The organism is Streptomyces sp. NPDC097595, assembly GCF_044761525.1.
Lineage (GTDB): Bacteria > Actinomycetota > Actinomycetes > Streptomycetales > Streptomycetaceae > Streptomyces > Streptomyces drozdowiczii_A.
In genome coordinates this window covers 88,646-105,635 of the sequence record NZ_JBIWCN010000028.1, presented here as the reverse complement: position 1 = coordinate 105,635, position 16,990 = coordinate 88,646, and the positions used below count along the sequence as shown (strand labels likewise).

The window sequence follows — 16,990 nt, the reverse complement described above, 5'->3', positions numbered from 1 at the left end:
ACCCAGCACCGGACACGGCGCCGCCGTCGACCACACCCCGCACCCCCGCATCACCAGCTTCCCCACCCACGACCCACGCCCAGGCGTCACCGCCGACGCCCCCCCCCGGCCCCCCCCCCCCCCCCCCCCCCCCCCCCCCCCCCCCCCCCCCCCACGCCCGTGGAGAGACACCGTAAGCATCCTTGAAGACCTTGCTGAAGTGCGCCGCGTTCACGAAGCCCCAGCTCCGCGCGATCGCCGCCACGGTCCGCGCCCGCCCGGCGGGCCCGGCCAGCTCCCGCTTGCACGCTTCGAGCCGCCGGGCCCGAATCCAGTCCCCGAGGCCGATCCCGGCCCGGGACAGCACGGTGTACAGATGCCGTACGGAGATGCCGTGCGCGGCCGCGATGCGCGCCGCCGACAGATCGGGCTCGGCCAGATGCTCCCGGATGTAGTGCGTGATCCGCAGCCCGAGCGTCGCCTCCATCGGCTCCTTCGCCGGCACGATGTCCCCGTGCCGGGAGACCAGGACGGCCCGCAGCAGCTCCACGCTCGGCGGCAGCACGGCATCCGCCCGGTCGCTGCGGTGCAGCTCGTCGCTCCGGGCGAGCTGCGAGAAGTACGTGTACGCCAGCCGCGCGAGCGGGTCGTCGGTGCCGAACGTGAGCGTGGTGGTGTCCCGGATCAGCCGGTCGGGCAGCGCGAGCACGGAGAGGGGCAGCCGCAGGAAGTGGTGGTCGACGCCTTCATCGAAGAGCATCGTGTAGGTCGCGTCCGACCGGAACACCGCGAACTCCCCGGGACCGATGACGCATTGGCGCCCGTTCTGCGCCCCCATGCTGGTGCCCGTCACCTGAAGACTGATGAAGAGCGAGGGCTCCTCGTCCTTACGCACCAGCTGCTCGGTCCGCCGTAACGTCACCGCCGACGACCGGGCTGAAGACACGCGTAACGCCCCGACCGCCCTCACGTCCATCCGGGCCCGTATCTGCCCGTCGGGCGCCCGGTGATCGATGTCGACCGGCACCACCGATTCCCATACCGCGTGCCGGATGATCTCCTCGCGGTCCTGCGGCCGTATGTACGCGGTATCCAGTGCCGGACTCATGTGCGCCCCCTTCGACATGAACGGTCGCAGACGAGTGTGGAGTACACGCTCCCATGGTGCAACGGATGTGACGCGGGGTGCGGGTGTGCGGTCCGGAGCGGCGCACGACGGGCAAAGAGCCGTGCGCAACGGGCAAAGTCAGCCACCGCCGACGACCCTAAGGTCCATCAGCGAGACCGTCACGAACCTCCGAAGCAGGAATGGGAGCCCGATGTCGCTGAAGACCAGACTCACCGCAACGCTGTTCGCCCTGGGTGTCGCCGCCGCCGCGATGCCCCTGGCGGCGTCACCGGCCCAGGCCGCCAGCATGCACGGATGCAGCTACCCGAACGTCTGCCTGTACAAGGGTTCCTATACAACCGGCACCATCTGGGGCCGCTACCAGGACCCGGGCTACCAGTCGATGCCGACCGCCTACCGGAACGTCACGGACGCGGTGGTCAACACGCGTAACGACGACTCCGTCTGGCTGCTCGACACCGGCCCGTCCCCGGACCGTTACATCTGCATTCCGCGGAAGACCGCCGTGAACCTCGGCGCCTACGCCCACCCCAACGGCGGCACGTGGGCGAACGACGTTGACGTGATCAACATCTGGCAGCCGTCCGACAACGGCCTGTGCAACGGTACGACCCAGGTCCGCCAGGGCAGCAAGCCGGACGGCTGGCGCCCCTGACCGTTTACCCGCGCACGCGAGAGCCCTGCCGGTCCGCCTCGGACCGGCAGGGCTCTGTTGCGTACAGACGCGGCCTGTACTACTCCGCTGTGGCGAGTCCGACGAACCCGGCCCAGGCGTCGCGCGACAGGTGGAGGACGGACCCGGCCGCGTCCTTGGAGTCACGGACGTGCACGGCTCGGGCGCTGGCTGCGACCTCGATGCTCTTGAACCAGGCGAGGGGTTCGGTCATGTCCATGACTCTCTCAACAGCGCTCTGTATGTGCCGGGTTGACCATTGATGGTCCCACGCCCCGGGGCGCGAGGCTGGCCCGCCGCCTGGGGTCTGCCGTACGGGACGGAGACGCACGAAGCGGTCGTCCTGATCACGGCGGAGCTGACGGCGAACGCGGTGCGCCACGGCCACGTACAGGGCAGGGACTTCCGCCTGCTGCTGCGCGTCGTGGAGCGCCCCGGTCCGACGGCCCGGATCGAGGTGACCGACACCCGGGGCGAACGCGTCCCGCCCCGCCCCGGCAATCTCCCGGCCGCCGGCCTCGCGGACGACGGCCGCGGCCTGCTCCTCGTCGAGGGCATGGCCACACGCTGGGGCTGGTACCCGAGGACGCGGGCACCGGGGAAGACGGTGTGGGCGGAGTACGAGATCCCCGGGGCGCGGACCGGGCCGGCGAACGGTGTCTGACGTCGGCGGCCGACTCGGCGCTATGTTCGCTGTATGCAACAGCCTTCGCAGGAGGAGCCCGCGCTCCTCGACGGACCGGCCGTGGGTGTCACCGATGCCCGCGAACTCCTCCTCGGTTATCTGGACTGGTACCGCGAGGCCCTGATGCGGAAGCTCGCCGGACTCCCCGACGAGCTGCTTCGTACGCCTGTCGAACCCTTGGGCTGGTCGCCGCTGGGCCTGGTACAGCACCTCGGCTGGGTCGAACGCCGTTGGCTTCGGTGGGGATTCGCCGCCGAGGACGTCATCGCCTATCCGCCCGGCGGAGACGCCGAGGAGTGGACGGTTGCGGCCGACACCCCAACCGCGCAGGTGATCGCCGCGTACCAGGCGGAGGTGGCGGCCGCGCAGTCTCTCGTATCGGAGGCCGTCCTGAGCGACAAGGCACGTCTCGGTGGCCGCTTCAAGACACCCGGCCAAGCGCCCGCGCTGAGCCGCATCCTCTTCCATCTCCTCCAGGAGTACGCCCGCCACGTCGGCCACCTCGACATCGCGCGCGAGCTCATCGACGGCGAGACGGGCGAGTGAGGCCCTCAACAGCCGGCGGCCCGGGCGACGACGCGCTCGGCGCCTTCCGGGGCAGTTCGGCGTGCCGTACCGCGCTTGACGCGAGTGCGATGACCACGCCAAGGCCGGCGAAGACGCCGCAGCCGGTGAACACGGCGGGCGAACCCCAGGCCCCGCTGCGGGGCTTCGCCCTCACGAACGATGGTGTGGTTCGCCGCCCGAGGTCAGGCCGCTGAGGTGCCCCTCCAGAGGCGTGCACCGGCGGCGAACACGATCGGGTCCATGGCGGACAGCTCCGCCCGCACCCGGGCTTCGAACTCGGTACGCGCATGGGCCGGCAGGGCGTCGAAGTAGGCGCGGGAGCCGTGCGAGAGCCCCCAGTCCCAGAACGTGTCGGCGTCGGGGACGGGCAGGCGCTGCTCGATGCCGGCCTCACCGATACCGGTGAACCCCGCGGCCGAGAGCAGCCCCTCCGCGTCCAGGGGGCGACTGAGCCGCCCCTGTCCCTCGGGAATCAGGTGCTGGAACTCCCGGAAGAGGCCCCCGTAGAACTCCCACTCCGGCGCGTCCTCGACCTCACCAGGGACGGAGAAGGAGAACACCCCGCCGGGAGCGAGGACGCGCCGGATCTCCTGCACCGCCGCAGCCGGATCATCGAGCAGATGGACGACGAACCCCGCACAGACCAGGTCGAACGAGCCGTCGGGGAAGCCCAGCCGGTGAACGTCCATCACCCGCGCCTCGCACACCTGCGGATACTGGACCGCCAGCCGCTCGACCATCCCGGGAGCGCAGTCCACCGCCGTCACCCGGCACCCACGAGCAAGCGCGGCACCGGTCAGCGCACCCCGCCCGGCCCCCAGATCGAGGACCCGGGCACCACGCACCGGAGTAAGCCACTCCATGTGCTGCCGCGCGAACCCGGTGAAGAACGGCAACACCTCGTCGTACACCGGGGCCAGCTGGTCGAAGAGGGCGGTGGCGCGCGCTGCGGTCATGGCGGGCCATCCTGGCAGAGGGGACCTACGGTCCGCCCACCCTTTTTCGGGTGACGGACGCAACGCCTTGCGGTTGACGCAGCGGCAGCTTCTACGTTCATGGGACAGGGCCGGAAACGCCGGCCCCGTACGGCGAAAGTGCGGGGTGACGGGGATGGAGTGGCCGACCGCTGAGGTGGCGCGGGTGTCCGGGGTGACCGCCCGGACGCTGCGGCATTACGACGCGATCGGGTTGTTGCCGCCCGCCCGGACCGGGGCGGGCGGGCTCCGGTACTACGGGGAGCACCAGCTCCTGCGGCTCCAGCAGATCCTGGTCCTGCGGGAGCTGGGTCTCGGGCTGGAGGACATCGGCCGTGTCCTGGCCGAGCAGGTCGACGCGGTGGAGGCCCTGCGCGGCCACCACCGGCGGCTCCTGGCCGAACGGGACCGGCTCGACACGCTGGCCACCACCGTCTCGCGCACGATCGCCGAACTGGAACTGTCCAGGAAGGACGACGCACCCATGACCATCAACCGACCGGAGAACCTCTTCGAGGGCGTACAGCCGGACCAGTACGAGGACAGCCTGCGCGACTTCCCCGCCCACGCCGAGCGGGTCGCCGAGCACGTCGGCGGAAGGAGCCCCGAGGACATCGAGGCCGGCCAGCGCGACCGTACGGCCAGGATGATCCGCCTCGCCGAACTCCGGGCCGCCGGTCACGCGGCCGACTCCGCCCCGGTCCAGGCCGAGGTCGACGCCCACTACCGGCTGCTCTCCGCCCTGCGCCTGGTCACCGCCGACGAGCACCTGGCCATGGGCCGCTCCGTCGTGGACAACCCCGACTGGCGCGCGGCCTACGAGGCCATCGCGCCCGGCCTCGCCGCGTTCCAGCGCGACGCCATCGAGGCGTACACGGCGGACCGGCTCGGCTGAACGGACGCCCGTGCGAGGATCACCGGCGTGACGAGCGACTTCGAACTGTCCCTGGACGAGCTGAGGGCCGTAGCGCGCTACGCCACCGAGGCGGCGCAGGACGTCCTGTCGGTGTTCGAAGACGCACACCCCGGAGATGTACGGCCCCGGGCCGCCATCGAGGCGGCCCGGGAGTTCATCGACGGCGCGCCCAGGACCCGGCTCCAGCGCGTCGCGTCGATGGACGCCCACCGCGCCGCGAAGGACGCGGCCACGGAGGCCGCCCGCCTCGCCGCGCAGGCGGCCGGCGACGCCGCGTCCGCCGCCTACCTGCACCCGATCGCCAAGGCCCACCAGGTCGCCCACATCCTGCGCGCGGCGGCGAACGCGGCCCGCGTCGCGGAGATCGCGGAGCCTGCGGCGGGGGACCGGGCGATCGAAAGGGCCCGTGAACGAGCCACCCCCGCCCTGATCGACATCCTCCGCCGCTACCCTCCCGCCCCCACCGGCAGGACCCGCGCCGCGCAGCTCATGACGGCACTGGACACCGCCCTCCGCAGGTGAGAGGCCCGCCGTACGCCGTACCTGTCAGAGGCCCCGCGTACGGTTTCCCATAGAGGCGCGTCCCGCCGGAATGGAGGTCATACGTGAGCGAGACCCCGATGCGTGACACGGGAGACGTGCGCGAGGCGTGGGGCCGGGTGACCGCGTGGCTTGAGCGCCACGCCCCTGAAGCCTTCGCCGCGCTCGGTGGGCCGGGAAGTCCCGCGGCCATCAGAGAAGCCGAGCTGGACATGGGGCTGGATCTGCCGACGGAGATGCGGCAGTGGCTCCTGGCCAACGACATCGATGCCGGCAGGCGGCCAGGTGACCTGTCGAGTCCGGTGGCGCCGGCGTGTGAGACGTACATCCCCGGCGGCCACCTCCTCCTCGGGCTGACGGGCATTCAGCGGCTGTACGCGCAGCGGATGAGGCTGGCGGAGGCGCAGCCCTCCGCAGACCCGAGCCATCCGCTCTGGCGCCGCGCGTGGGTGCCCATCGCAGCGGAGCGCGACGGCCTCTACGGAACGTTCCTGGACACGCTGAACGGAACCATCGGCAGCTGGGACGAGGCATGCGGCCCCGAAGAGAGCGTGTACGCCTCGCTGTTCGCCTTCTTCCAAGAGGCGGCGGACCGGATGGAGGGTGTCTCCTCGGGAGACTGGCGAGGCCCCGGCCGCAGGTCCGGGTCCCGTCCGGGAGACGAGCCGATGCGCCTCTGGGCACGCGCCCACGGCCATCTCGTCAATGACCGTGGGCGCGTCCCCGCCGCGATCCGCGCCGCCTATGAGGCGTCACAGGGGTGAGCGGCCGCACCGCACCCGGTCAGCAACTGACGCTGCCCCGCCGCAGCGCGTGCCCGCCGTCGTTCGCGTCGTCCGACCAGTACACCGGCTTCGACCCGGCCACGCACTCGTCGGCGCCCGCCAGGGCGAAGCCCTCGTTGTTGTAATTCGCCATGCCGGACGGGCGGTTGTACGTCGCGGCCGGGGCGAACGCGCCCGCCGCGCTGACCGTGAAGGTCTGGTGGCGGCCGTCGCAGGTGTCGTCGCAGACCGCCCAGAGGCGGGACGCCTGGGGCTCCCACTGGAGCTCCATCACGCCGGACAGACCGCTGCTGAAGGAGGCGATCCGGGTGTACGAGCCGGAGTCGGCCAGGACATAGCCGTACACCATGCCCGTGCCCTCGACGCCGACGAAGAAGACGCCGTTGCCGTGGGCGGCGTAGTGGGCCGGGTCGTACGCCGCGCCCGTCGACGCGTCCTTGAATCCGGCGGCGGTCAGCGACGCGTCCGGCACCCAAGTCACCGCTTCCAGACCCAGGTTGGAGCCCGTCGACGGAAGGTCCGAGGTGAGGTTCCACTCCTTGGTGGCCGTCAGCGACGAACCCGAACCGCTGACGTCGTACCGCAGCACCGACAGGCGGCTCGTGCCCGAGGCGTCCCCGTTGCGCTCGCTCGCGACGAAGAGCCCGCCGGCCGCCACCGTGACCCCCTCACTGTCCGGGCTGCCGGAGCCGCCCGGGAAGCGCAGGGTCTTGCCCGAGGACCAGCCGTTCGCGGTGTCCGGCTTCCAGCCGCCGGACCCGTCCCGCACCAGGCGCCACAGCTTGCCGCTGTTCTGCGCCGCCCACAGCACGCTGCCGTCCTGGTAGAGGCCGCTCAGGTCCTCGCCGAAGACGTTCGAGCCGTCCGCCGTGGCGACCGAGCCGCCCCCGGGCCACGCCACGGGGGTCGTCGAGCCCCCACCCGTACCGCAGGCGTTCGCGGCGCCCAGCGTCACCGACGCCGCCTGCTTGAAGGCGCCGGTGCCGTCGGCGCAGCGCGACCAGGACGGGTTCGAGTGACTGCTCCACGAGAAGCCGTCCACCTGCGTCTTGCCGTCCGCCAGGTACAGCCGGGCCTGGTCCGCCGAGCCCAGCCCGAACGCGCCGCTGACGTCGAACGCCCGGAAGCCGCCCGGCGCCAGCGTCGTCCCCGAGGGGATCTTGTACGTGTGGTCGTTGTCGTCGTCCTTCAGGATCCAGCCCGACACGTCGACCGACGAGCCGCCCTTGTTGTACAGCTCGACCGAGTCGTTCACGTCGCCGGTGGTCACCACCTCGTTGATACGCACGTCGTCGGCCGGGGCCGCGTGCGCCGCCGGCACACCGGTCAGCGCACCGGCGGCCAGCAGCGGCGCGGCGACGAGGAAACGGGCGAGGGCGCGGGGCCGGGGGAGCGGTGCAGTCACGGAATCCATCCTGAGGTCGTGAGGAGGCGGGCGGCCCGACGCTCTCGGCCCCGGCCGAACGGAATGCCGTCCCCCGGAAGGACGGCCCGGGAACGCCGGGCGAATTCTGCGTGCCCGGCCCTCCGGCGGCCGGGGCGTGAATGCGCTTCCATACACCCGCCCCGCATGTGGGAACATCTCTCCACCACAGCGGAAGAGAGGTGACGCGGCGCGATGAGTACTCCGACGGTGTACGACGTTGCCGAGCGGGCGGGGGTCTCCATCGCCACGGTGTCGCGGGTGTACCGCAGCCCCGAATCGGTGCGCGGGGAGACCCGCGAACGCGTGCTGGCCAGCGCACGCGAACTCGGGTACGTGCCCAGCGGCAGCGCCCGCGGCCTCGCCAGCCGCTCCACCGGCGTACTCGGCCTGTGCTACCCGGACTTCCACGACGCGGAGGCCGACAGCGCGCCCGCCGCCGACCCCGGCGAGGTCACCCTCTACTCCGACGAGGTCATAAGGGGCATGGAGCGCGCCGCGAGGCGCCACGGCTACGCGCTGCTCATCGCCTCCTCGCACGCCGACGACGCGGGCGCCCGGCTCACCGAGGTCGCGGGCCGGGTGGACGGGCTCGCCGTCCTCGCCCAGGCGGTGCCCGACGAGATCCTGGAGATGGTGGCCCGGCGGGTCCCGGTCGTGCTGCTCGCGGGGGAGCCGTACGACGGCATCGACCACGTGAAGGTGGCCAACTTCGACGGGCAGTTGCAGATCACGAGGCACCTGCTCGGCCCGCACCGGCTGCGGCGGCTCGCGTTCGTCGGCGGGCCCGAGGACTCCCCGGACGGCGAGGCCCGGTTCCTCGGCTACCAGGCGGCCCACCTCGAAGCCGGTCTCCCGCTGCCCAAGGCCCCCGACCTGCGGGGCGACCTCACCCAGGCCGCCGGACGCCAGGCGGTGGAGACACTGTTCGGGGCGGCGGCGGAGGGGCCCCGGCCCCAGGGCCTGGTGTTCGCCAACGACCAGATGGCCGTGGGCGCGCTGCACGCCCTGGAGGCGCGCGGCATCGACGTGCCCGGGGACATCGCCGTGACCGGCTTCGACGGCATCCCGCTCAGCCGGCTCGTACGGCCGACGCTCACGACGGTCCGGCAGCCCATGGGCCTGCTGGGCGTGGAGGCCGTCGAGCTGCTGGTGGCCCGGCTCGCCGAGCGCGACAGACCCCCGCAGGAGCGGCTCCTGCCCGTCTCGGCGGTGCTGCGCCGCAGCTGCGGCTGCCCGGCGGACGCGTCGGCGTAGAGGCGGGGAACGGGGCCGTACGCCCAGGTCGGGGCGCGGTCGCGGGCCTCGGGGCCCTGCCCCTTAGGCCCAGGTCAGGGGCGTACGCGGACCCCGCACGCCCATTCTCGTACACACGGCGTGAACCCCCTCACGCATGCCCGGGTCAACCCCGCCACCCCCTCCGTTATCCAAGCGTTATCCCATCCCTCTTGAGCGATCCTGACCCGTATTGCAGAGTCCTGTATGCGCTTTCAGATAGCGCATACACAGCTCAAGGAGGAGCTTCATGGCACGCCCCGCCAAGACCGTCATAGGTATCTCCGTCGCAGTGGCCGCCGCGCTGTCCCTCACCGCCTGCGGTGGCGGCGGTGGCGCGCAGCAGTCCGCCGACGCCAAGCAGACCCTGACCGTCTGGGGCATGGGCGAGGAGGCCAAGCGGCTCGCCACGGTCGCCAAGGACTTCGAGAAGGACAACCCGAACATCACCGTCAAGGTGACCCCCATCGGCTGGGACGTCGTCGGACAGAAGATGACCGCCGCCGCGGCCGCCGGGAAGCTCCCCGACATGGCGCAGATGGGCTCCACGATGATGGGGCAGTACATCGCGCTCGACGTGCTGGAGCCGGTGAACACCAAGACCTTCAAGAAGTCCGACTTCTTCCCCGCCACCTGGAACAGCAACGTCGTGGACGGCACCGCCTACGGCGTCCCGTGGTACGCCGACGTACGCGGCCTCTACTACCGCACCGACCTCGCGAAGAAGGCCGGCGACGACAAGGCGCCCGTCACCTGGGACGACCACCACAAGCTCGCCGAGGCGTACCAGAAGGCGGGCTCGCAGTGGGGCACCGCGCTCCAGCCCAGCAACACCGGGGCCTGGCAGAGCTGGGTGCAGTTCCTGTACTCCGAGGGCGGCAGCATCGTCGGCGAGGACGGAAAGTCCGCGCTCGGCTCCCCGGAGGCCGTGAAGGCGTTCGAGACGTGGGGCAGCTACTTCAAGGACGGCCTGGCCAAGAAGAACTTCGTGCCGGGCTCTGACGTCGGCAAGACCTTCGCCAAGGGCGACGAGCCGATGTTCATGTCCGGCCCCTGGATGGTCCAGAACCTCAACGAGCAGCAGCCGCAGCTCAAGGGCAAGTGGAAGACGGCCCCGCTGCCGGCCGGTCCGAAGGGCTCCGTCTCCTGGGTCGGCGGCGCCTCGCTCGTGACCTTCAAGGACAGCGAGCACAAGGCCGCCGCCGAGAAGTTCACCCAGTTCCTGACCACCCCCGAGACCCAGGCCGCCTGGTACGGCGTGACCAAGTCGCTGCCCGCGAACAAGGCCGCCTACGACCTCCCGGAGATCAAGGACAGCGCCGAGGCCGACAGCCTGAAGGTCTTCCGCAAGGCCCTGGACACCGGCCGGGAGGTCCCGGCCCTGGAGAAGTGGAACGAGATCGCCGCCGCCATCGAGGCCACCCTGGGGAAGGTCGCGCAGGGCGGCGACCCGGCCACCGAGGCGAAGAAGCTCCAGACCGTCACGGAGGGGCTGATCTCCAAGTGAAGACCGCCGCCACCCGGGCCGGGGCAGGCCTGGACCGCGCCCCGGCCCAGGCCGGCGGCCCTTCCGGACAGCAGGACCCGGCGGGCCGGACGCTCCGCCCCGACCGGCTCTCCCGGCAGAACCTCGCCGGCTGGCTGTACTCGACGCCGTTCCTGGCCCTCTTCCTGACCTTCATGGCGTTCCCGATCGTCGCGACGCTCCTCATGAGCTTCACCGACTTCGGCCTGCGCAACGTCACCCACCCGCTCGACGCGAACTTCGTCGGTCTCGACAACTACACCGCGCTGTTCGACGACCCGACGTTCATGAGGGCGCTCTTCAACACCTGCTACTTCGTGGTGCTGGGTGTCCCCCTGACCATCGGCAGCGGACTGATCGCCGCCGTGCTCCTCAACTCCGGCATCGACCGCCTCCGGACCTTCTTCCGGGTCGGCTTCTACGTCCCCGTGGTCACCGCCATCGTCGCGGTGGCCGTCATCTGGCGGTTCGTGCTCGACCCCTCGGAGGGCCTGATCGCCGGGCTCGGCGCGCAGCTCGGCTTCTCCACGCCGGACTTCCTCGCCTCCAAGGCGCTTGCCATGCCGTCCCTGATCGTCATGGCCGTCTGGCGCAACATGGGCACCGCGATGGTCCTCTTCCTCGCCGGCCTCCAGGCCATCCCGGTCGAGGTCCGCGAGGCCGCCAAGCTGGATGGCGCCGGCGCCTTCCAGGAGTTCCGCCGGATCACGGTCCCCCTGCTGCGGCCCACCATGCTGTATGTCGCGGTGATGACCACCATCGGCTTCCTCAACGTCTTCGAGGAGCCGTTCGTGATGACCGACGGCGGACCCGACGACAGCACCCTCACCGTGTCACTGCACATGTACAAGGAAGGGTTCAGCTTCTTCCACATGGGCTCCGCGAGCGCCATGGCCTACGTCCTCTTCACGATCGTCCTGGCCGTCACGCTGCTCCAGTTCCGCCTGCTGAAGGACAAGACCTGATGAGCGCCACCGATCTCCCCACCAAGAGCGCCCCGGGCAGGCGGCGCACCGCCACCGCGCGCCGTCCGGGCACCTCGGCCCTCACGTACACCCTGCTCACCCTGGGCCTGATCGTGATGGCCGCGCCCTTCCTGTGGATGGCGGTGTCCGCCTTCAAGACCCCGCAGGACCTGGGCGCCAGCCCGCCGGTGTGGATCCCCACCGAGTGGACCCTCGCGAACTTCCGCGAACTGCTCGACCTGATGGACATCGCGCGGAACTTCCTGAACTCCGCGGTGGTCGCCGTCGCCGTGACCCTCTGCAACCTGGTGTTCTGCTCGATGCTGGGTTACGCGCTCGCCAAGCTCAACTTCTTCGGCAAGCGGGGCGTGCTCGCGATCGTGCTGGGTGCTCTGATGGTGCCGGGCAACCTGATGCTGCTGCCGCAGTTCGTGATGATGAGCAAGATGGGGCTGCTCGACAGCTACGCGGGGCTCATCCTGCCCTTCGCGGCCGGCGCGTTCGGGGTCTTCCTCATGCGGCAGTTCATGGCGGCGATTCCCGACGAGCTCCTCGAAGCGGCCCGCATCGACGGCGCCGGCGAGTGGTACATCTTCTGGCGGATCGTGATCCCGCTGGTCAAGCCGGCCCTCGCCACGCTGACGATCTTCGTGTTCCTCGGCTCGTGGAACAACTTCCTGTGGCCGCTCGTCGCGACCAACGACCCCGACAAGTACACCCTGCCCGTCGCCCTCGCCACCTTCGCCACCGACCCCACCAAGGCCGCCGGGTCCAACGGTGTGCTGATGGCCGGCGCCCTGCTCGTGGTGCTCCCGGTCGTCGCCGTCTTCATCGCCCTCCAGCGGCACTTCACCCAGGGCATCGCGACCTCCGGCCTGAAGTGAACGGGCGCCCCGGCCTCGCCCCGGCGGGCGTACTGCCCCCGCCCGCCACGGCCCTGCTCTCCACGGACGGCATCGGCCATGTGCTGCTCGACTGGGTGCCGGCGCCGGGGACGGCCGGTTACGTCGTACACCGTTCCGATCATTACGAGGGACCGTACGCGCCCCTCCACACCGGCCCCGTCCTCCCGCCCTACGCGGACACGCACGCCGAGCCCGGCCGCGGCTACTGGTACCGGATCGCGCCCAGGACGGCCGAGGGCCCCGAGCCACCGCTCCCCGGCCCCGTGCGCGGCTGCGCGCTCGCCCCGGGCAGCGCACCCGCCGGCGTCCGGGTCCGGATCGACGCGGGCGCCCCGCACCGCCCCGCGCACCTCACGGGCGACGGAGCCCGCGCCCTGGTGACCGCCACCGTCACCGCGCGCGACGGCACGGTCGAGGTGCGCGTGGTCAACGCCGCCGCCGACCGGCCCTGCGTGATACCGGTACCGGCGCTGGGCCGCCGCGTCACCGTGGAGGTCGCCGGCCTCGAACCGGGCGCCCGCTACCGGCTGCGCCCCGCCGGTGACACCGGCCCCGAAGCCCTCGCGCACACCGGCCCGGACGGTCTCGTACGCACCACGCTCGACCTGCCCATGCCGGCCAGCCGCACGCTGCGGCTGGCCCCCGACCGGCCCCGCCCGCACCCCGCACCAGCCAAGGAGGACCCCGGGCCATGAGCACCACCGGCACCGAGCGCCCCAGCCTCGTGTTCTTCATGACCGACGACCACGCCGTGCCCGCGATCGGCGCCTACGGCAGCGTCATCAACAGGACGCCCGCCGTCGACCGGCTGGCCGCCGAGGGCATGCGCTTCGACAACGCCTTCTGCACCAACTCGATCTGCTCGCCCGCCCGCGCGTCCCTGCTGACCGGCACCTACAGCCACGTCAACGGCATGACGACGCTCGAACAGGAGGGCCAGAAGTTCGACGCCACCCAGCCCTCCTTCCCGCGCATGCTCCAGGAGGCCGGCTACCAGACCGCGATCATCGGCAAATGGCACCTGGGCCACGGCGGCTGCTCCGACCCGGTCGGCTTCGACCACTGGGAGGTGCTGCCGGAACACGGCGTCTACCACGACCCGACGTTCGTCACCCGCGACGGGGAACGGCAGCACACCGGTTACGTCACCGACCTCATCACCGACCTCGCGCTCAACTGGCTCGACCGCCGCGACCGCGACAAGCCCTTCGCGCTGTTCATCCAGCACAAGGCCCCGCACCGCGCCTTCGAACCCGCCGAACGCCACCGGCACTTGTACGAGGACGTGGACATCCCGGCACCCCGCACGCTCCACGACGACTACAGCCACCGGGCGGGCGCGGCCGCCGAGGCGGAGATGCGGATGCGCGACCTGCTCCCGCAGGACCTCAAGGCACCCGTCCCCGAAGGCCTGGACGAGCGCGAGGAACGCGAGTGGCGCTACCACCGCTACATCAAGGAGTACCTACGGGTCATCGCGGCCCTCGACGAGAACGTCGGCCGGGTCCTCCACTACCTGGACGTCAGCGGACTCGACCGGAGCACGGCGGTCGCGTACACCTCCGACCACGGCTTCTACCTGGGCGAACACGGCTGGTTCGACAAGCGGTTCATGTACGAACCGTCGCTGCGCATCCCGCTGGTGGTGCGGTGGCCGGGTGTCACCCCGCCGGGCAGCAGCCGCGACGAGCTCGTGATCAACGTCGACTACGCCCAGACGATCCTGGACCTCGCCGGAGTGGAAGCGCATCCACGGATGCAGGGCCGCAGTCTCGTCCCGCTGCTCAGGGGCGAACGGCCGGACGACTGGCGGCAGTCGGTGTACTACCGCTACTTCGAGCACCTGGACGTCTGCCACAACGTCCAGGCCAGCTACGGCGTCCGTACGCACACCCACAAGCTGATCCACTACCCGGGCCACGGCTCCGGCCAGCCGGGCGCCAAGGACGAGACCCGCGCTCCCGAGTGGGAGCTGTTCGACCTGGTGGCCGACCCGGACGAGCTGCACAACCGGTACGAGGACCCGGCCTACCAGGACCTCGTCGCGGAGCTGACCGCCGAACTGGCAGCGCTGCAACGGCAGTACGGTGACACCCCCGGCTGACGTACGGCCTTCGCCCCCGCCCGGCGGACCGGGCGGGGGCGGAACCGGTCAGCCCGCGTCGAGCGCGAAGACGCCGAAGCCGAAGCCCTCGGCCCGGATACGGCCGTCCGCGACGGTGACCCCGCGTGCCTCCACGGCGGTCGCCCGGCCGGCCGGCGCGGCGGTCTCGGCGGCCTCGGAGCGCGGGTTGACCACGACCAGGTAGCGCCCGCCCCGGACGTACACCAGCGGATACCCGTCGTGCAGCACCTCCGTGGAGCCCCCGCCGCTCAGCTCCGGGGTGGCCTTGCGGAGCGCGATCAGGCGCCTGACCAGGTGGAGGAGGGAGCCCTCGTCGGCGCGCTGGGCGGCGACCGTCGGACGGGCCGGGTCCGGGTCGAGCGGCAGGTACAGGGCGTCGGCGGGTGCGGTGGAGAAGCCGGCGTTCGGCGAGTCGTCCCACTGCATGGGCGTACGGGACCCGGCGCGGTCGTACCGCGGACCCAGTCGGCTGCCCTCGCGGGTGGGCGTGCCGGGCACGTACCGCATGCCGATCTCGTCCCCGTAGTAGATCGCGGGGAGCGTCGGCCAGGTCAGCTGGAACGCGAAGGCGGCGGGCAGCTGTTCGGCCGTACGCGGGCCCGTGGCGAGGCGCGAGAAGTCGTGGTTGGACGTGGGCAGCGAGATGAACCCCGCGCCACCGATGACCTCCGTCGCCTCGCGCCAGGCGTCGAGGAAGGTGGCGAACCCGCCCTCGCCCCCGGCACCGAAATACGGCTCCAGCGGCTCCCACGGCTCGCTGACCGTGCCCTCCCAGTTGTTCCAGAGCGACCGCAGCGGCAGCCCGTCACCGCGCGGACCGAACTGCAGGAAGAAGTCCGCGTGGAACCCGGCCGGGACCGAGACCTGCGGGTCGCCCCACTCGGAGAGCAGCGCCGCCCTCGGGTGCGCCCGGTCCAGCCAGCCGCGCAGCTCGGTCCAGAGCTTCGCGGTCTCGGCCTGCCCCGGGTCGTCCTTGACCAGCGAGGCGGCCATGTCGACCCGGAAGCCGGACAGGCCGAGGGACAGCCAGTGGTCCATGATCTCGCGCAGCGCCTGCCGGTTGGCGCGGGGCCCCTCGGCGTCGACGGGCAGCCGCCAGGGCTCCGCCGGGTCCATGCGCGCGTGGCCGAAGTTGAGCGCCGGCTGCGATTCGAAGAAGTTCGGCTGGTAGAACCCGGACCGGCTGCCGGGCGAGGCGACGAAACCGGGCGGCGCAACCTCGGTGTCCGCCCAGATGAACCGCTGGTCGGCCGGGTCGTTCGCGGACGCCCGGAACCAGGGGTGCTGGTCGGAGGTGTGCCCGGCGACCAGGTCGAGCAGCACCCGGATGCCGCGTCGGCCGGCGGCCTCGGTGAGCCGGGCCAGGTCCTCGTTGGTGCCGTAGCGCGGGGCGACGTTGAGGTAGTCGGCCACGTCGTAACCGGCGTCGTCGAACGGCGACACGAAGCACGGGTTGAACCACACGGTGTTCACCCCGAGCCACTGGAGATGGTCGAGCCGCGCCTCGATCCCCGCGAAGTCGCCGATCCCGTCGCCGTTGGAGTCGGCGAAGGACTGCGGATAGATCTGATAGAGCACGGCGTCGGCGAGCCATTCGGTCGCCGGGCGGGGGGATGACATGCGGGTTCCTCCGGTGAGGGTGTGCGGGGTGGTTTACGGGAGTGCGGGTTCAGCGCGCCACGGGCGCCGGCGGCAGCTCGATCAGGGCGCGCACGGGAAGATGGTCGCTCGGCGCCACCGCGTCCGGCAGCACCGCCGACGCCTCCCGCACCCGCGTACCGCGCGAGGCGAGGATCCAGTCGATGCGGGGGCCGTCCGCGACCGGCGCGCGGTAGTCGTGGAAGGTGCCGTACGCGGGCCCGCGCTCCTCGGCGCGGTCCCAGGTGTCATCGAGGCCGCCTTCCCCGAGCAGCGTCCCGTGCACCTCGGGTTCCCCGGCCGGGGTGTTGAAGTCGCCGGTGACGACGACCGGCAGACCGGGCGCGAGCGCGGCGGACCGCTCCACGAGCAGCCCGGCCGCCCGGGCGCGCGCGTAAGCGCTCACATGGTCCAGGTGGGTGTTCACGGCGAGGAAGTCGCCCCCGGTGGCCAGGTCCCGGAAGCGGACCCAGGTGGCCATGCGCGGGCAGGCGCCGCCCCAGGTCTCGGAGGCGGGCACCTCGGGCGTGTCCGAGAGCCAGAAGTCGCCGTGGTCCAGGGCGTCGAGGCGTGCGCGGTCGTGGAAGACGGCCGTGTGCTCGCCGGTCCCGTCACCGTCGCGGTCCCGGCCGGTCCTCGCGTAACCGGGACCGAGGGCGGCGAGCACATCGGCGATCTGGTGCGGGCGGCCCTCCTGGGTGCCGAGCAGCTGGGGCCGTTCCGCCCGCAGCACGCCTGCCACCGCGTCCCGGCGCCCGGACCAGGGACGGGGCGAACCGTCCCAGTCCACATGGAGGTTGAAGCTCATGACGCGCAGGGCCGACGCGCTGTTGGCCATGGATGTCTCCCGTGCTGACTCATCGATTCCGTCACGAGGGACCAGGAT

Annotated in this window: 17 protein-coding genes and 1 pseudogene; 12 read left to right on the top strand and 6 right to left on the bottom strand. The window is 71.6% G+C overall.

The window, feature by feature from the left end:
• Positions 1-151 precede the first annotated feature (151 nt).
• A pseudogene (locus ACIQZN_RS32745) lies at positions 152-1,087 on the bottom strand (helix-turn-helix domain-containing protein); the annotation flags it as partial.
• A 211-nt stretch (positions 1,088-1,298) separates the two neighbouring features.
• Here ACIQZN_RS32745 and ACIQZN_RS32740 point away from each other — a divergent pair.
• Positions 1,299-1,763, top strand: a complete 465-nt coding sequence (locus ACIQZN_RS32740) for a hypothetical protein (protein WP_404001843.1) — start codon at positions 1,299-1,301, stop codon at positions 1,761-1,763.
• A 79-nt stretch (positions 1,764-1,842) separates the two neighbouring features.
• On the opposite strand, the gene ACIQZN_RS32735 is transcribed toward ACIQZN_RS32740, so the two are convergent.
• The gene (locus ACIQZN_RS32735; protein WP_404001840.1) at positions 1,843-2,001 is read right to left on the bottom strand and encodes a DUF397 domain-containing protein; all 159 of its coding nucleotides are present in this window, start codon (positions 1,999-2,001) and stop codon (positions 1,843-1,845) included.
• A gap of 42 nt (positions 2,002-2,043) precedes the next feature.
• Between ACIQZN_RS32735 and ACIQZN_RS32730 the strand changes: the two genes are divergently transcribed.
• Complete coding sequence (locus tag ACIQZN_RS32730; protein ID WP_404001837.1) at positions 2,044-2,445, top strand: ATP-binding protein; 402 nt, start codon at positions 2,044-2,046, stop codon at positions 2,443-2,445.
• Positions 2,446-2,478: 33 nt separating this feature from the next.
• Entirely contained in the window at positions 2,479-3,012 is a 534-nt protein-coding gene (locus ACIQZN_RS32725) for a DinB family protein (protein ID WP_404001834.1), read from the top strand.
• Positions 3,013-3,215: 203 nt separating this feature from the next.
• On the opposite strand, the gene ACIQZN_RS32720 is transcribed toward ACIQZN_RS32725, so the two are convergent.
• Positions 3,216-3,989: a class I SAM-dependent methyltransferase gene (locus ACIQZN_RS32720; protein WP_404001831.1), complete on the bottom strand. Its 774-nt coding sequence runs from the start codon at positions 3,987-3,989 to the stop codon at positions 3,216-3,218.
• Positions 3,990-4,143: 154 nt separating this feature from the next.
• Between ACIQZN_RS32720 and ACIQZN_RS32715 the strand changes: the two genes are divergently transcribed.
• From ACIQZN_RS32715 to ACIQZN_RS32705, 3 genes are all read left to right on the top strand, one after another.
• On the top strand, positions 4,144-4,902 hold the full coding sequence (locus ACIQZN_RS32715; protein ID WP_404001828.1) for a MerR family transcriptional regulator: 759 nt from the start codon (positions 4,144-4,146) through the stop codon (positions 4,900-4,902).
• A 27-nt stretch (positions 4,903-4,929) separates the two neighbouring features.
• Positions 4,930-5,445 carry a putative immunity protein gene (locus ACIQZN_RS32710; RefSeq protein WP_404001825.1) on the top strand — a complete coding sequence of 172 codons (516 nt, stop codon included), beginning with the start codon at positions 4,930-4,932 and terminating at the stop codon, positions 5,443-5,445.
• Positions 5,446-5,528: 83 nt separating this feature from the next.
• Complete coding sequence (locus ACIQZN_RS32705) at positions 5,529-6,227, top strand: histone-like nucleoid-structuring protein Lsr2 (RefSeq protein WP_404001822.1); 699 nt, start codon at positions 5,529-5,531, stop codon at positions 6,225-6,227.
• A 19-nt stretch (positions 6,228-6,246) separates the two neighbouring features.
• Here ACIQZN_RS32705 and ACIQZN_RS32700 read toward each other — a convergent pair whose 3' ends face one another.
• Positions 6,247-7,662 (bottom strand): lamin tail domain-containing protein, encoded by a 1,416-nt coding sequence (locus ACIQZN_RS32700; RefSeq protein ID WP_404001819.1) that lies wholly within the window; start codon positions 7,660-7,662, stop codon positions 6,247-6,249.
• A gap of 204 nt (positions 7,663-7,866) precedes the next feature.
• Here ACIQZN_RS32700 and ACIQZN_RS32695 point away from each other — a divergent pair, with 204 nt between their 5' ends.
• The 6 genes from ACIQZN_RS32695 (at position 7,867) to ACIQZN_RS32670 (ending at position 14,445) form a co-directional block, all read left to right on the top strand.
• Positions 7,867-8,928 carry a LacI family DNA-binding transcriptional regulator gene (locus ACIQZN_RS32695; RefSeq protein ID WP_404001817.1) on the top strand — a complete coding sequence of 354 codons (1,062 nt, stop codon included), beginning with the start codon at positions 7,867-7,869 and terminating at the stop codon, positions 8,926-8,928.
• A 268-nt stretch (positions 8,929-9,196) separates the two neighbouring features.
• On the top strand, positions 9,197-10,453 hold the full coding sequence (locus tag ACIQZN_RS32690) for an extracellular solute-binding protein (RefSeq protein WP_404001814.1): 1,257 nt from the start codon (positions 9,197-9,199) through the stop codon (positions 10,451-10,453).
• Entirely contained in the window at positions 10,450-11,436 is a 987-nt protein-coding gene (locus ACIQZN_RS32685) for a carbohydrate ABC transporter permease (protein ID WP_404001812.1), read from the top strand. The genes ACIQZN_RS32690 and ACIQZN_RS32685 overlap by 4 nt, the downstream gene beginning before the upstream one ends.
• Entirely contained in the window at positions 11,436-12,320 is an 885-nt protein-coding gene (locus ACIQZN_RS32680) for a carbohydrate ABC transporter permease (protein ID WP_404001810.1), read from the top strand. Before ACIQZN_RS32685 ends, ACIQZN_RS32680 begins: the two co-directional genes overlap by 1 nt.
• The gene (locus tag ACIQZN_RS32675; protein WP_404001808.1) at positions 12,317-13,036 is read left to right on the top strand and encodes a hypothetical protein; all 720 of its coding nucleotides are present in this window, start codon (positions 12,317-12,319) and stop codon (positions 13,034-13,036) included. Before ACIQZN_RS32680 ends, ACIQZN_RS32675 begins: the two co-directional genes overlap by 4 nt.
• Positions 13,033-14,445, top strand: coding sequence for a sulfatase (locus tag ACIQZN_RS32670; protein WP_404001806.1), 1,413 nt, complete (start codon positions 13,033-13,035; stop codon positions 14,443-14,445). Before ACIQZN_RS32675 ends, ACIQZN_RS32670 begins: the two co-directional genes overlap by 4 nt.
• A gap of 48 nt (positions 14,446-14,493) precedes the next feature.
• On the opposite strand, the gene ACIQZN_RS32665 is transcribed toward ACIQZN_RS32670, so the two are convergent.
• A complete protein-coding gene (locus ACIQZN_RS32665; protein WP_404001804.1) occupies positions 14,494-16,086 on the bottom strand; it encodes an alpha-amylase family glycosyl hydrolase in 1,593 nt (530 codons plus the stop codon).
• 49 nt (positions 16,087-16,135) lie between these two features.
• Positions 16,136-16,942 (bottom strand): endonuclease/exonuclease/phosphatase family protein, encoded by an 807-nt coding sequence (locus tag ACIQZN_RS32660; protein ID WP_404001802.1) that lies wholly within the window; start codon positions 16,940-16,942, stop codon positions 16,136-16,138.
• Positions 16,943-16,990 lie beyond the last annotated feature (48 nt).